The 14,633-nt window shown below is 67.5% G+C and carries 14 protein-coding genes; 3 read left to right on the top strand and 11 right to left on the bottom strand.

What is annotated here, in order from left to right:
• Positions 1 to 5: 5 nt before the first annotated feature.
• Genes ACQPYH_RS23800 through ACQPYH_RS23785 form a run of 4 tightly spaced genes read right to left on the bottom strand, consistent with a single transcriptional unit; the run spans position 6 to position 4,711 of the window.
• Complete coding sequence (locus ACQPYH_RS23800; protein ID WP_432875266.1) at positions 6 to 725, bottom strand: hypothetical protein; 720 nt, start codon at positions 723 to 725, stop codon at positions 6 to 8.
• On the bottom strand, positions 722 to 1,366 hold the full coding sequence (locus ACQPYH_RS23795) for a hypothetical protein (protein WP_432875263.1): 645 nt from the start codon (positions 1,364 to 1,366) through the stop codon (positions 722 to 724). Before ACQPYH_RS23795 ends, ACQPYH_RS23800 begins: the two co-directional genes overlap by 4 nt.
• Before the next feature lie 48 nt (positions 1,367 to 1,414).
• On the bottom strand, positions 1,415 to 3,958 hold the full coding sequence (locus tag ACQPYH_RS23790; RefSeq protein WP_432875261.1) for an ABC transporter permease: 2,544 nt from the start codon (positions 3,956 to 3,958) through the stop codon (positions 1,415 to 1,417).
• A gap of 3 nt (positions 3,959 to 3,961) precedes the next feature.
• Complete coding sequence (locus tag ACQPYH_RS23785; protein WP_432875258.1) at positions 3,962 to 4,711, bottom strand: ABC transporter ATP-binding protein; 750 nt, start codon at positions 4,709 to 4,711, stop codon at positions 3,962 to 3,964.
• Between the two features lie 205 nt (positions 4,712 to 4,916).
• On the opposite strand from ACQPYH_RS23785, the gene ACQPYH_RS23780 reads away from it, so the two are divergent.
• Together ACQPYH_RS23780 and ACQPYH_RS23775 are read left to right on the top strand one after the other, a co-directional pair.
• Positions 4,917 to 6,206 (top strand): sensor histidine kinase, encoded by a 1,290-nt coding sequence (locus tag ACQPYH_RS23780; RefSeq protein WP_432875255.1) that lies wholly within the window; start codon positions 4,917 to 4,919, stop codon positions 6,204 to 6,206.
• A 1-nt stretch (position 6,207) separates the two neighbouring features.
• Entirely contained in the window at positions 6,208 to 8,199 is a 1,992-nt protein-coding gene (locus ACQPYH_RS23775; RefSeq protein ID WP_432875252.1) for a hypothetical protein, read from the top strand.
• On the opposite strand, the gene ACQPYH_RS23770 is transcribed toward ACQPYH_RS23775, so the two are convergent.
• From ACQPYH_RS23770 to ACQPYH_RS23745, 6 genes are all read right to left on the bottom strand, one after another.
• Positions 8,183 to 8,554, bottom strand: a complete 372-nt coding sequence (locus ACQPYH_RS23770) for a response regulator (protein ID WP_432875250.1) — start codon at positions 8,552 to 8,554, stop codon at positions 8,183 to 8,185. The genes ACQPYH_RS23775 and ACQPYH_RS23770 overlap by 17 nt on opposite strands.
• Positions 8,555 to 8,640: 86 nt before the next feature.
• Entirely contained in the window at positions 8,641 to 9,306 is a 666-nt protein-coding gene (locus ACQPYH_RS23765; RefSeq protein ID WP_432875247.1) for a response regulator transcription factor, read from the bottom strand.
• Positions 9,307 to 9,328: 22 nt separating this feature from the next.
• Positions 9,329 to 10,309, bottom strand: a complete 981-nt coding sequence (locus tag ACQPYH_RS23760; RefSeq protein ID WP_432875245.1) for a hypothetical protein — start codon at positions 10,307 to 10,309, stop codon at positions 9,329 to 9,331.
• On the bottom strand, positions 10,306 to 11,553 hold the full coding sequence (locus ACQPYH_RS23755) for an MFS transporter (protein ID WP_432875243.1): 1,248 nt from the start codon (positions 11,551 to 11,553) through the stop codon (positions 10,306 to 10,308). Before ACQPYH_RS23755 ends, ACQPYH_RS23760 begins: the two co-directional genes overlap by 4 nt.
• A gap of 2 nt (positions 11,554 to 11,555) precedes the next feature.
• Positions 11,556 to 12,407: an alkaline phosphatase family protein gene (locus ACQPYH_RS23750; protein ID WP_432875241.1), complete on the bottom strand. Its 852-nt coding sequence runs from the start codon at positions 12,405 to 12,407 to the stop codon at positions 11,556 to 11,558.
• A 169-nt stretch (positions 12,408 to 12,576) separates the two neighbouring features.
• Entirely contained in the window at positions 12,577 to 13,095 is a 519-nt protein-coding gene (locus ACQPYH_RS23745) for an AAA family ATPase (protein ID WP_432875238.1), read from the bottom strand.
• Between the two features lie 71 nt (positions 13,096 to 13,166).
• On the opposite strand from ACQPYH_RS23745, the gene ACQPYH_RS23740 reads away from it, so the two are divergent.
• Positions 13,167 to 13,754 (top strand): TetR/AcrR family transcriptional regulator, encoded by a 588-nt coding sequence (locus ACQPYH_RS23740; RefSeq protein WP_432875236.1) that lies wholly within the window; start codon positions 13,167 to 13,169, stop codon positions 13,752 to 13,754.
• Here the strand turns inward: ACQPYH_RS23740 and ACQPYH_RS23735 are convergent.
• Positions 13,744 to 14,628: an ANTAR domain-containing protein gene (locus tag ACQPYH_RS23735; protein ID WP_432875233.1), complete on the bottom strand. Its 885-nt coding sequence runs from the start codon at positions 14,626 to 14,628 to the stop codon at positions 13,744 to 13,746. The genes ACQPYH_RS23740 and ACQPYH_RS23735 overlap by 11 nt on opposite strands.
• Positions 14,629 to 14,633 lie beyond the last annotated feature (5 nt).

Genomic DNA, 14,633 nt, shown 5'->3' with positions numbered 1-14,633 from the left:
TCGGTTCATCGAGTCACGGCCCGTCGGGTGGTGATGGGCAGGACGATGAGCGCAATTCCCACGAGCACCAGGACGCCGCCGGCGGCGAGGGCGATGATGGAGATGGGCAGTACGGCGGGCAACTTCGCGCCCGCGCTGATGTTCGCGTCGATGCCGGGCGATCCGTCGGCGTTCATGATCAGCACCGTCCAGTTGCCGTCAGCAACCTTCCAGTCGAGCGTGCGCGCTCCGGTACCGCTGTCCGAGGCGACCCAGAACGATTGCGATCCCGGCTCGGAGGTCGGCGCGCCGCCCGGGCGGGACGTGTAGCTCGCCTTGAACGGGGAGGCGTCGATGTCGGAGAGCTCGTCGTGACCGACTCCGTCCAGGTACTTCGCGACCTCATCCGCCGGACCGATGCCGATGAACAGCGGTGTGTTGGGGCTGACGGATTCGATCCGGATCCGCGCGCGTCCGAGCATGTCCTCGGCCGAGAAGGCCTCGGTACCGCCGACGTTCACGTCGAGCGAAGGAACCGACAGCGCAGCCGTATCCGTGCTGAACCGCTCGGGGTCGGCCGTGTAGTACCCGGCGTTGTCGCGTTGCTGGTGGAACCACAGTCCGGCTCCACCGCCGACGAGCGCGCCGCCACCGAGGATGATCAACAGGCTGCCGAGGACGACAAGCACCGTGCGCCACCCACTCCACTCGCGAACGGTGGGTGGCGCTTGGATCGAGGTGGTCATGCGACCGCCTCGGACCGTGCCGGCGTCCTGATCAGCCAGACGCCGAGCCAGACCATCGCCAGCCCGAGCCCGATACCCCACGGCGGCAACAACGCCTGGAAGCCGAGCAGGCCGCCGATCACGATGGCCACGGAGATCATCCGCGGGAACACACCGGCGCGCAGACTGGCGATGCCGAACAGGGCCCAACCGATAGCGAACAGCAGATAGCTGGAGATGGCGCCGATCACGATCATGCCGCCCGGATCGAGCTCGAGGACCTGAGGTGCGTGATCGACGATGTAGGTGACGTAGAACGACTCGAACCACAGGTCGCCGCCGAGCCACATGGTTCCGACCACGGCCGCGATCATCCCGACCAGGCCGAACCGGCCCGCCTTGTGTGCTTGCCGCGCGTACGCCGCGACCGCGACGAGCACGAGCAGGCAGAAGGCGACGAAGTACACGACGCCGCTGATCCGGTAGACGGGGTTGGTCGAGGTTCCGACGTGATCGTTGACGTCGACGATGGGCAGGATCGCCAGTTCGACGACGATCATTAGGAGGCCGGCGGCAACAGCGAGCGGGCCGGCCATCCGTGCGAGTGACGAGTGTGAGTAGTTCGGTTCTGTGGACGTGGTGGGTCGTACCAATCCGGTCATGCTGGGCAACCTTTCAACGAGTGAGGACAGGTCGGGCAACGCGAAGGGTCAATCGGCCACCACCGCCTTGAGGACGTCGACCTTCGCGGCGGATCGTGCTGGGCCGACGGCCGCGAGCACACCCGCGACGGCGGCGAGTACGACGTACAGCGCGACCTGCAGGCCTGGCACCGAGACGGACTTGATGCCTTCATCGGCCAGCGCCTGTGAGAGTCCGAGGCCCAGCCCGATGCCAAGGGCGGCTCCGGCCAGTGCGCCGATCAGCGAGATGACCACTGACTCCCAGCGGACCATCGCCCGTACCTGAGCCCGCGTCATGCCGACTGCGCGGAGCAGCCCCAGCTCGCGGGTGCGCTCGTACACCGACAGCACCAGCGTGTTGACGATGCCCAGTAGCGCGATCACGACCGCCAGCAACAGCATCACGGTGACGAAGGTGAGCAGCTGGTCGATGAACCCGCTCGCTTCCTTCTCGAATCCCTTCCGGTCAAGGACCTTGGCGTCGGGGTGCCCGGCCAGCGCGTCGGTGATGGCGTGCTGCACCGTCCCCTTGTCGGCGCCGTCCGCGAGTCTGACCAGACCGGAGGCGATCAATTGCCTGCCGGCAGCCGCGGTCTGTGCAGCGATGCTGATGACGTAGTCGTCGCTGATCCAGCCCTTGCTGTCGTAGATGCCGACGACATGGAAGTTGCGCTTCCCCGTCTGCGCGAACTCACTGGGGATGACCGTTCCGAGCTTCCAGCCGTGCGTGGTGGCGGCGGTCTTGGCGACCACAACGCCGTCCGTGCCGAGGTCGGAGACCGAACCGGCCGACAACCGCAGGTTCAAGCCCGCTGCCGCGGTGGCCGGGTCGACGGCCGAGTAGCTCGAATCCTTCCCGTTGAACCGGGCCTGGCCGTAGCCGCTGGCCGAGACCGCGCCGACCCCGGAGACGCCTTGCACGACCTTGATCACCTCGGGGCTGAAGCCCGGCGCCTGTTTGCTCGAGGGCGACACGAACAGCTCGGCATTCGTCGAGTCTCCGACGATGTCGGTGAACGAGGCCTTCAGCGACGAGGCGAACACGCCCATGCTGACGACCAGGGTCAGGCCGACCATGAGTGCCGCCGCGGTGGACGACGTACGCCGTGGATTGCGCATCGCGTTCTGGCGGGCCAGCTCGCCGGGCAGACCACGCAGCCGCAGCGGTACGCCGATCAGCGACGCGAGCGGACGCGCCGCGGCCGGCAGCAGCATCAGGACACCGACGATGATGGCGAGCAGGCTGGGGCCGAACAGTCTCATGCTCAGATCGCCGTACAAGGTGGTGAACAGTCCACCGAGGCCGAGACCGGTCACGAGTACGCCGGCGATGACGCGCTTCGTCGACGGCTTACCGGAGCCGGGCACTGCTTCGCGTAGAGCCTCGACCGGCAGCACCTTCGTGGCCCGGTACGCCGGTACGAGCGCGGCGACGACGGTCACCAAGGTGCCGACCAGGAGCGACACCACGATCGCGCGCGGCTGGACCTGCATCGTCGTACTGGGCAGGGTGAAGCCGACCGCGTCCATGAGCAGGTTGAGGCCCTTGGCAACCAACAGGCCGAGTGCGATGCCGACCGCGGAGGCGAGGACTCCCAGCAGGAGAGCCTCGATGATCAGGCTCTGGTTCACCTGTCGACGGGTGGCGCCGATGGCGCGCAGCAACGCGATCTCCCGGGACCGCTGGGTGATCGTCATCGTGAAGGTGTTCCAGATGATGAAGGCGCCGACGAACAGCGCGATCCCGGCGAAGGCCAGGAACAGGATCCCGACGATCTTGAGGTCCTTGTTGATGGCGTCCGTGGATTCCTTCACCACGGTCGCGCCGGTGACGGCTTCGGCGCCGTCCGGCAGTACGGCGTTGATCCGCTGCACGAGCTCCGTCGGCTGTACGCCGTCGCCCGCGCTGACGTTGATCGCGTCGAAGTACCCGGGTGCTCCGAGCACCTGCTGCGCCGTGGCGGAGTCGAAGTAGGCGCCGGTGGTACCGCCGAGGTTCTTCTCCTTGCCGAAACCGACGGTCCCGACCACGGTGAAGTCCTGGGCCGGGCCCTGGAACAGCACCTTGATGGTAGAACCGACCGCGATGTGGTGTTCCTCAGCGCTGGTGGCGTCGATGGCGACCTGGTGCGGTCCGGTCGGCGCGTTGCCGGTGAGGAGCTTGACGTCGCCGCGCAGTGCGGGATCGGCCGCCAGGCTGTAGCCCATCGTCGGCGCACCGCCGCTGGTCAGCACCGCCTTGCCGCTGTTGTCGGTGAGCAGTGCGTACCCGCTGACGGAGCCTTCGGCTGTGCGAACACCGTCGACCGCGCTGACCTGCTTGAGGACGGCGGCCGGGATCGGAGCCCGGCTGGTGCTGATGCCCTCACTCTGGCTGTACGCGGCCTCGGTCCGGACGACCGCCGACGTACCCGCGGAGACCTTGCCGAACAGTTGGTCGAAGGCCACGCGCATGGTGTCGGTCAGCACCAGCGTGCCGGCCAGGAACGCGACGCCGAGTGCGATCGAGGCGATGGTCAGGACGAGTCGCACCTTGTGTGCGAGCATCCCGCGCAGAGTTGCGGTGAACATGGATCACGCTCCCAGGTGCTTCATGAAGTCGAGGACGGCGTCGGCCGTCGGCTCGAACATCTCGTCGACGACGTGGCCGTCGGCCAGGAACAGGACGCGGTCGGCGTAGCTGGCCGCGGTCGGGTCATGGGTGACCATGACGACGGTCTGGCCCAGCTCCTTGACTGCGGTGCGCAGGAAGGTGAGCAACTCGGTGCCGGAGGCTGAGTCCAAGGCACCGGTGGGCTCGTCGGCGAAGACGATCTGTGGACGCGAGGCGAGGGCGCGAGCCGCGGCCACCCGCTGCTGCTGTCCGCCGGACAGTTCGGTGGGACGGTGCGAGAGCCGCTCGGCCAGTCCGAGTTTGTCGACGATCGACTGCACCCAGGCCTCGTCGGGCTTGCGGCCGGCGATGCGGATCGGCAGCACGATGTTCTCGGCCGCGGTCATGGTCGGCAGCAGGTTGAACGACTGGAAGATGAACCCGATCTGGTCGCGACGCAGCAGCGTGAGTGCCTTGTCGTTGAGCGAGCTGACCCGGGTGTCGCCGAGGAAGACCTCGCCGGCGGTCGGCCGGTCGAGACCGGCGAGCATGTGCAGCAGCGTCGACTTACCCGACCCGGAAGGGCCCATGATCGCGGTGAACTGACCGGCCTGGAGGGAGACGTGGACGTCCTTGAGTGCGGTGACGGTCGCGTCTCCGGTGCCGTAGAACTTGCTGACGCCTTCGGCCCGGGCCGCGGACGTGGTCGGAGCGATGGTGGTGGCAGACATAGGTGAGACCCCCTGTGCTCGAGTGGCCTCCCTGGAACGGGCGGCCGTGCTACCAGCAAAGGCGTTTCAGCTGTCTGCTCCCATCGGGCTGGGCGCACTCCCGATGGGGGCTGGCCGCAGCGGTGGAGCGGGGGATCGTGCGGGTAACCCACCCCGCGGGGTTCGGGTACTCCCATCTCGGCAGGTAGGGGAGCAGACTGCAGAGGTGAGGGTGAGGGGGCGATGGCTGACGGGCCGCGAACGCCTCGTCGGCCTGCTCGTGCTGGGCGGGCTCGTGGTGTTCGTGGTGCTGGTGTACGTCGTTATCGTGCTCGGCGGCGGGCTTCTGATCGGCCGTACGTCGTCGCCGCACCTGGGCCTCTCGGTGCTGGCCACCGCCGTTGTGGCGCTGGCGTTCGGGCGCGTGCAGTCACGCCTCGAGGTCGTCATGTCGCGGGTGGTGCACGGCGGACGGCAATCGCCGTACGACGTGTTGAAGCAGTTCTCGCCCGCGGTGACCGATGGCCGTGACGACCTGCCGGCGCGGATGGCCGAGATCCTCGCCGAAGGCACCGGTGCACGGTCCGCGCAGGTGTGGCTGATGGTGGACGGTCAGTTGAGGCTCGCCGCGACCTGGCCGGACCCTGACGGTCTGCCCGCGACCGGCGCCGGGTCCGGCCGACGCGAGCTCGCGGTGCGCCAAGCCGGCGAACTGCTCGGCGTCCTGGCCGTCCAAGAACATGAGAACGTCCCGCTCACACCGGTCGAGGAGCGGCTGTTCGCGGGCCTCGCGAACCAGGCCGGGCTCGTCCTCCGGGGCGTGCGGCTCCGGGCCGAACTCGTGCACCGGATCGCGGAGTTGTCCACCTTGGCGGCCGAACTGCGGACGTCGCGGCAGCGAGTTGTCGATGCCCAGGACGCCGAGCGGCAACGGCTCGAGCGCGATATCCACGACGGCGCGCAACAGCACCTGGTCGCCCTCGCGGTGAACCTGAGCCTCGCCCGAACGCTGGCAGACAAGGCACCCGAGCGTGCGGATCGGCTCATCCGGGCGCAATGTCAGGCGGCGGTCGTGACCATCGAGACGATCACCAACCTGTCCCGCGGGATCTACCCGAGCCTGCTCGTCGACAATGGATTGGAAGCAGCCCTCCGTACGGCGATCGCCCGCAGCCCGTTCCCGATCGACCTCACCGTTGCCGAGCTCGGCCGCTATCCGGCCGGCGTCGAGGCCGCGGCGTACTTCTGTGCGCTGGAGGCTTTGCAGAACTCTGCCAAGCACTCGTCGGCGAAAGTGGCCCACCTCGGCCTCAAAGGCGGTCCCGGAGTTCTGGAGGTGACCGTCCAGGACGACGGTTCCGGATTCGAGCTCGACGCGGTACGTGCGGGCGCTGGTCTGGTCAACATGCGCGATCGGGTCGAGTCGGCCGGCGGAACCCTGACGATAGCGACCGCGCCTTCGCACGGCACGCTGATCGCCGCCAGGCTGCCAGGTGTGCGTCGGCAGGGAGATTGACATGTACCGGCGCGTGGCCTGGGTCCTGGCAGCGCTCACCGTGCTGTTCGCCGGGGCGGATCTCTGGGTGACCTCGCTGTACCGCCCGTTGCTGTCCGAGGAGGCCGTCGCCGTGCACGGCGTCCCGTTCGTCAGCGTCGCGGTCATCGGCTGCGCGGCGATGGGAGCGTTGATCGTGGCCCGGTGGGCGCGGCATCCCGTCGGCTGGCTGTTGTGCCTGGTCGGCTTCACCTCCTCGATCTCCTTGCTGGCCGAGGCCTACAGCGTGTGGGTGGTGACTGCCGACGGGCCCGGTTCGCGGAGCCTGGGCGGGATCGCCGGTTGGATCGCTTCCCTACTCGGCGGGCAGCTCTCGCTCGCTGCGTTGGCCATCGTGTTCCTGGTTGCGCCGGACGGCCATCTGCTGTCCCGTCGTTGGCGCGCCGCAGTGCTCGTCTGCGGAGTGGGATACGGCGCGTACGCCGGGATGCTGCTCACCTTGTCGCCGAGCGAGTACGACATCGACGATCACAACCTCGGCCCGATCGGCAGCCTGCTGTCCGTGGTCGGCTTGCCGTTCATCGCCGGCGGCCTGGTCGCCGCCATGGTGTCCACGGTCCTGCGATTGCGCCGCAGCCAGGGGGAGCAGCGCCAGCAAGTGCGGTTGATCGCCGTATCGGCAGCGCTCATCGCTCTGAGCTTCGTCTACTTGATCGTCGTCCAGACGATCAAGGGCGGGCAGCAGACGTGGCTCGCGACCCTCCCGCTGTACATCTCCTATCCCTGCCTGCCCTTGCTGCTCGCGATCGCCGTACTGCGGTATCGCCTGTTCGAGCTCGACCTGATCATCAACCGGGCCGTAGTACTTGCCTTGGGCACCATCTTTGCCGGAATCGGGTACGCCGGCCTGGTGCTGGCCGTGGCGGGTCTGGTGAACCTGCGCACCAGCGGATTCTGGGTGTCCCTGCTGGCCACCGCGCTGGTCGCGCTCGCGTTCCAGCCGCTGCGCCGATGGGTGGTCCGGCTGGCCAATCGGCTTGCCTACGGAGTACGGGCGTTGCCGTACGAGGCACTGTCCGACTTCAGCCGCCGCCTGGCCGAGACACCTTCGCCGACCTCGTTGTTGTCAGGGGTTGCGGATGCTGCCGGGCGTGCGGTGTCGGCTCAATCCTCAACGGCTGTCCTGCAGGTGCCGGGCGCGGACTGGATCTCCAAGTCCTGGCCCGGCGAGTCTGACGGCCCTCCAGAGTGGGAGGTGCCGGTCCGGCACAGCGGCGAGACTCTCGGCAGCATCGGCGTCACCATGCCGAAGGGCCGCCGGCTGCGGCCCGCGGACGAACAGTTGCTTCGCGATCTGGCCGACCAAACCGCACTTGCCTTTCGCAACGCTGCAATGGAGTCGGAGTTGGCCGCACACGTGGCTGCTCTGGACGCCACGACCGGCGCACTCGCGGAGTCACGCAGACGGCTGGTCGCGGCCGACGACGCCACGCGACAGCGGTTGGAGTCCGCGATCGCTCGCGACGTACTGTCCCATCTCGCGCCGATACCGGAGCGTCTGAGCACTCTCCACGTAGCCGGATCGGGCGTCGCCGCGGCGGCTGAGCTCGAGCGGCTGGTGACGTCGGCGAACACCGCGCTCGAGTCCCTGCGTGAGCTCACGCATGGGGTCTTTCCAACTCAGTTGGCGCGGTCCGGGCTGTCCCGCGCGCTGCGGTCACACCTCGCCAGGAACGGCACGGTCGCCGTCCTGCAGGTCGAGCCGGCGGCGGATCGGCGGTTCCCGGCCGGGGTCGAAGCGGCGGCCTATTTCTGCTGTGTCGAAGCGCTGCGGGCCGGATCGACCGCGGCCCGGATCGACCTGGCGATCGTGGAGGAGGACCTCGTGGTCCGGGTGCACGGAGTTGCTCGCGGCGCCATCGACGTACAGTCCATCGTCGATCGGATCGAGGCAGTCGGTGGAACGCCGTACCTCGATGATCCGTCGCTGCTGTCGGTCAGCATCCCGGTCTAACCGCAGTCCAGGTGGCGACGAGTTGCTCGGGGCCGAACGCGGCCTTGGCGAGATAGGTGGCCGCCCCGCAGCCGGAGAGATCGAGGTCGGCAGCGTCCAAGGTCGACAGGAGTACGACGACCGGCGGCTTCTCGTCGTGGGTGATCCGCCAACTGGCCTCGATGCCGTCCATTCCTGGCAGACGCACATCCATCAGCACCAGATCCGGCCGGAGCCGGGCGACGGCCTGCAGTGACTCCTCACCTGACGAGCTCGCCCCGACAACGACGAAGCCGTCGGTCTCCGACACAACGGCTTCGATGGCCCGTCGAAAGGGCTCCTGGTCGTCGACGACCAGCACGCGTACTGCGACCACTGACGTACCTCCTTGCAGTCAGCGTGCCGAAGGAGGCGGCGGCGCGGCAGGGGGTTGACCGCTCGGCCGTGGTGGGGTTGTCCCCACTACCTGGTGGCGTCGAGGAACGCCAGTACGGCCATCACCCGGCGGTTCACGTCGGACTCGTCGGCCAGACCGAGCTTCTGGAAGACCGCACTGACGTGTTTCTCGACCGCGCGCTCACTCATGAACAGCGCCTTCGAGGTGGCCGCGTTACTGCGACCGGCCGCCATCTCCTGGAGCACCTCGCGCTCTCGCGTGGTGAGCCGCAGGAGCGGTGACTGTGCGTCCTTGACCTTCCGCGCGAGGAGCCGCTCGACGACGGTGGGGTCGAGCACCGAGCCGCCTCGCGCCACGTCGTACAAGGCCCGCACCAGATCGTCGAGCTGGGAGACCCGCTCCTTCAACAGGTACCCGAGTCCCGCCACACCGTCCGACAACAGGTCGAACGCGTAGTCCTCCTCGACGTACTGCGACAGGACGACGACTCCGGTGGACGGATGCTCGGCCCGGATCCGCTTGGCCGCGTCGATCCCTTCGGTCGTGAACGTCGGAGGCATCCGGATGTCGGTGAGGACGGCATCGGGCCGGTGTTCGGCGACGGCTCTGAGCAGACCGACCGGGTCGACGACCGTCTCGACCAGGTCGATCTCATCGGCCTCGGTGAGGAGGGCAGAAATCCCCTCACGGACCAAGAAGTTGTCATCCGCGAACACAAGCCGCAGCACCATCCCACCACTCTAAGCAGCCGCATCAGCTGAGGGCAGCGGGGGATTCGGCGTGGGGGATCAATAGTTGGGGAGAGCCTGAGCCGTTGGCTGGGACGGACCAGATGTCGGAGTCGGCGGGGCCGCGCGGGACGGCGTACGCGATGGTGGTGGGGTCCAGCCAGGCCGGCTGGTCGTCGACGGTGCGGGTTTCGGCCAGTGGGGTCCGGGTGCCTGAGGCCAGGTCGAGGACGGTCAGGCGCCATCCCTTCGCCGGGTTGCCGTCGATGGCCGATTTGAAGGCGATGCGTTTGCCGTCGGGGGAGAGCGATGGGCATTCCACGTTCTCGGCGATGGTGTGCACCGATTTGGCGGCGATGTCACCCTGCACCAGGTACCGATGACCAGCGGTGGACATCGTGGCGTAGAAGGTGTTGTCATCGGCGGCGAAGGTGATTCCCCAGAAGTTGAGGTCGGGGGCGGTGTACGGGTGTCCGTCGAGCGTGACCGACAGGAACTCGAGCGAGTCGATCATGTCCTGACTGCTCAGGTCGATGAGCCCGGAGCGGGTGGAGAAGCGCCCGTGGTTGTACGAATCGCCCGCGACGAACACCGTCCACGCCACCAGCCGGCCGTCGCCGGAGACCCGGGTCCGGTTCGGTACGCCGACCAGCGGAATCGCCTTCTGCACGTTCAGGTTCTTGTCCAGGATGGCGATCTGGAACGTGGTCAGCGCACCGTCCTGCCGCAGGCACGTGCCGGTGCCGCCCGCCGCGTAGACCCGCAGGCACGTCAGGGCGGAGACCGATCGCGGCCCGCCCGGATCGTCCTTGGCGACGAGGGCCAGGTGACCCTTGCTGTCCGGTGCGGTACTGCGGAACATGATCCGCGCGCCGGTGAGGTTCAACGCGTTGGCCGCCGCGACGGGAGTGCTGGGCTGGCGTGCTGCGGCGAGTACGCCGTACCCGATCCCGACTGTGGCCAGCACCAGCGCTCCGACGAGAGCGAGCACGATTCGCCGCGTCATGCCGGCTGCTCCGCTGGGATCCCGCGCAGGAGCAGGGCAACCGCGAGTACGGCGACCGCGACCAGCCCCGCGGCGATCCGGATGGCTGCGGCTGGTCCCCACGCCGTCCACGCCAGTCCGAACAACACCGAGGACACGAGGTACGACAACGCCTGTCCGGTCTGGATCAGCGCGATCCCCGTCGTACGGACGCCGCTCGGCAGCACCGGGCCGGCCAGCGCGATCAGTACTCCGTCCGTCGATGCGTAGAAGAGGCCGTAGAGGGCCAGTACGACGATCAGCAGCGGCCAGCCGCCGAGCGGTCCGAACAGCAGCAGATACACCAGCATCAGCGCGAGGTAGCCGCCGATCACTACCTTCTGCCGGCCGACCTTGTCGGCGAGTACGCCCAGCGGTGCGGCCAAGACCAGATAGGACAGATTGGTGCCCACAGCAAGCAACGGGAACCAGCCGATGCTGAGCTCCTCGCGCCGCTGGAGCAGCAGGTAGACGAAGCCGTCGCCGATGGTCACCATCCCGGCGAGGCAGGCCGCCAGGACCATCCGTCGTACCGGCGCCATCCGCAGCAGGCCGCGCAGCGCCGAGGGAGCCACCGTGCTCTTCGGCGGCTGTTCGTCGCGGTGGTCCCGCACGAACAGGACCAGCACGAGTACGCCGAACGCCGCGATACAGAAGCTGGCGACGAACACCGCGTCGTACGCCTGCGCGGTGCCGGCCAGGATGCCGAGCGCGACGAGCGGCCCCGCGAACGCGCCGATGGTGTCCATCATCCGGTGTACGCCGAACGCGCGGCCGTACAACCGTGGCGGAGTCGACAGCGTGATCAGTGCGTCGCGCGGCGCCGTACGAAGGCCCTTGCCGGTTCGGTCGATCGCGATCACCGCGCCGATCGCGCCGACGGCGTTGCCTGCGGCAAGTAATCCGAGTTTGGCCACGGCGGACAAGCCGTAGCCGAGACCGGCGATGAACTTGCGCCGGCGAGCCCGGTCGGCGACGTACCCGCCGACGAGTCGCAACAGCGCCGTCGCGCCGGTGTAGGTGCCGTCGACCACGCCGTACACGGTGGGACTCAGGTGCAGGCCGATCATCAGGTACACCGGCAACACCGCGGTCACCATCTCCGACGAGATGTCGGTGATCAGGCTGACGGCGCCGAGCGCGAGGACGTTGCCGCTGACAAGGAACAGCGCGCGCCCGCGCGGCGCATGCACGCCGCGCGGGGGCTTGATGGTTGATAAGTACACGCCTAGTTCCAGACGTTGGTGACGGCTGCTGCCGAGTTCAGGTGCGTCAGCCCGTAGGAGCTCTCGATGGTGCTGAGGATGTTGTAGTGGTTGATCTGGTTGGAGAAGGTGCCGACCTGCGTGTGAGCGCCGACGAACGCGGTGAAGATGTGGTTCGACGAGCCGCCGTTGTCCTCGTCGAAGGTGATGATCAGCAGGCTGTTGTGGGTCTTCGCCCACGTCGCGTACGCCGTCAGGTTGTTCTTCAGCCAGGTGTCACCGGTGCCGACCGAGCAGTCGTGCATGTCGTTGCACATGTTCGGCGTCACGAACGACACGGTCGGCAGGCTCGCGTAGTTGGCCGAGCTCGGGAAGTCGGAGTACTGCAGGTTGTTGGCCGCCGGCACGTTGCTGAAGTTGACCCAGCTGTTGTGCTTGCGCTGGTACTGGCCGCTCGAGCAGCCGGTGTAGCCGTCCGACGGCATGCTCTCGGAGTAGCCCTTGAAGGTCTTGCCGGCGTCGATCAGCTGCTTGCCCAGGTTGCTGCCGCTGTAGGTGTGCGGGCAGCTGTCGCTGGTCAGGCCTTGCGTCGAGCCGGAGAAGATCGCCGCGTAGTTGGGTTGGCTGGGGTGGGTGACGCCGTACGCCTGGGTGAACTTCGCGCCCTGGCCCGCCAGGCTGTTGAACGTCGGCGCGCTGGAGCTACCGCTGATCTGCGAGTATGCATGGTTCTCGAACATCACCAGCACGATGTGGTCGAAGACCGGCACGCTCGCCGCCGCTTGCGCGGGTTCCGTGCGGCCGTTGACGACCACCGCCGAGGCGACGACGGCCGCCGCCGCCACGACCGCGGCCGCGATGCGTTTCCGTATCACGATTCCTCCTCACAGGATTGACCGGCCCTGGCTGCACCGCCAGAGCCTGACCAATCGTGAGAGCCGCCAGCCGCGCCGACCCCAACACTGCGAGCACCCCACATGTGCGCAAGGTAAACAACCGACCATCACTCTCAGAAACCCGGCGACTGCTCAGCGCAGCAGCTGGTCACCTTGAGAGGTGTGCGGTCAGTTCCTGGTAGGTGACGTCGACCGGGCGGGTCGTGTCGAGGACGAGGTGGTTTCCGGTGCGGGGCTGGTACTCCGTCATCAGTTGGTGCACCTGGACCCAGGAGGGATAAGTCCAGCCGGGCAGGTCGCCAGCGCGGGTCTCGACCCGACGGCGGTGCTCGGTGCTGTCCGGACACACGGTTTCGACGACCACATGGTCGGCGCCGACATCCGCCGCCAGCTGACGCCAGCCGTCACGAGCCTCGACGACCGGATTGACGGCGTCCGCGATCACCATCAGCCCACGCTGCAGATGATTCGTCGCTACGTCGTGGGCCACGCTGTACGCGGCAATGCCGGTCTGCTCGGGAGTCAGACCGTTGCGGCGCATCGCCCCTTCGATCTCGTCGATGCGTAACCAAACGGCTTTGGTGTCATTGGCGAGCAGACGGGCGAGCGTCGACTTGCCGGTGCCGGGCAGCCCGCCGAACTCGATCAGCAATCCTCTGTCGGACATCGTTGACCTTCCTGTCGCTTTACAGCCTGTATAGTGAGTCGCTATATAGGCTGTCAAGGGAAGGGTCGGGCATGAGCACCACCGGTCGACGTGCCGTCACGACGGCGGCAACTCGCCGCGGCATCATCGATGCCGCCCGGGAACTGCTGGCTACGCACGGCTGGCAGGACTTCACGATCGAGGCTGTCGCCAACCGGGCCGGGGTGACTCGGGTGACGGTGTACAACCAGGTTCGATCGAAGCGCGGACTGCTCGACGCGGTGCTGGCCGACCTCGTCGACCGAGCCGGTATGGACCAACTCCTGACGGACACCGAGCACCTGAGCGCCGATGAGGCATGTGCCGCGATCGTGCAGCGGACCTGCCTGTTCTGGCACTCCGAACGCGAGCTTCTCCGGCCACTGTTCGGCCTGGCCGCTGCCGACCACGACGTCGCGTCGATCCTGGACCAACGCGAGGAATGGCGCAGCAACCAGCTGCACAGTCTTGTACGACGCTTGGCCGCCGAGTCCGCGCCTTCCCTCGACGAGGCTGACGTCCTGGCCGGCGTGACCGCCGTGACGTCGTTCGTCACCTACGACGCGCTGGGCCCCATCGCCAACGACCCGGATCGCGCCGCCCGACTACTCACCCACCTGGTACGCAGCCTCACTGGCTGAGGCCGTAGTGCTGGAGGACTTCTGTGAGCTTGCCTGCGTGTTGGGCGTCGACGAGTTCGAGGGAGAGGTTTCTGAGTTTCACGTTCATGTCCTGTGAGCCGCGTTTGAGGACGTCGAAGGCGACCTCGGAGCCGATGTCGTAGCGGTGCATCAGGATGCCCTGTGCTTGCCCGATCACCGTGCGGGTCTGCAGCGCGGACTGTAGGTGCTCGATCAGCTGCGTGCTGTTGTCGTAGAGGCTGATGTTGTCGAACGCGACGCCGGCGTGCAGCGCGAAGAGCAGAACGATGTCGTACGACGTTGCGCCGAACGCGTCCGGCTTGACGGAGAACAGGGTGAAGGCCGCCGCAGCACTGCCGGCAGCGGGAAGCGGCAGGAACACGCAGCTGCGGTAGCCGGCGTTGATAGCGGCCGCGTCGAAATCTGGCCAGCGGTGGTCTGCGGCCAGGTCGCCGATCCGGCGCGGCTCGCCGTACAGCAGCGTTTCCTGCAACGGGCCGGTCGGAGCACTGAGCTGCTCGGCCAGAGCGGCCCGCGACGGCTCGGCGACCTGGGCCGCGGTCTTGTGATGGCGCGCGATGATCTCGGGCCTGTCGTGCGTCAGCACGGTGATCGATGCTTCCTCACATTCAGGCACGCTGAACACCACCCGCCGGACGAACCGATCCAGGACCGTGGCCACATCGTCGTCATCCACCAGCCGACCGATCTCGGCCAAGTCCTGCGCCAGACCCAGAATCTCCTGCTCCATGCCGCCATCTTGCTGCATGCTCAGCAATCCGAAAATCCGGTGGCCGCACGACACGCGTGCGGATTGGATGCGATGGATACCTCGGCGAAGATTTAACAGCCACCATCGCCGTCTCAACTGCACGAAGA

This window comes from Kribbella sp. CA-245084, from assembly GCF_050942355.1.
Lineage (GTDB): Bacteria > Actinomycetota > Actinomycetes > Propionibacteriales > Kribbellaceae > Kribbella.
The sequence above is the reverse complement of the archived record's forward strand: the minus strand, read 5'-3'. Positions and strand labels throughout refer to the sequence as shown.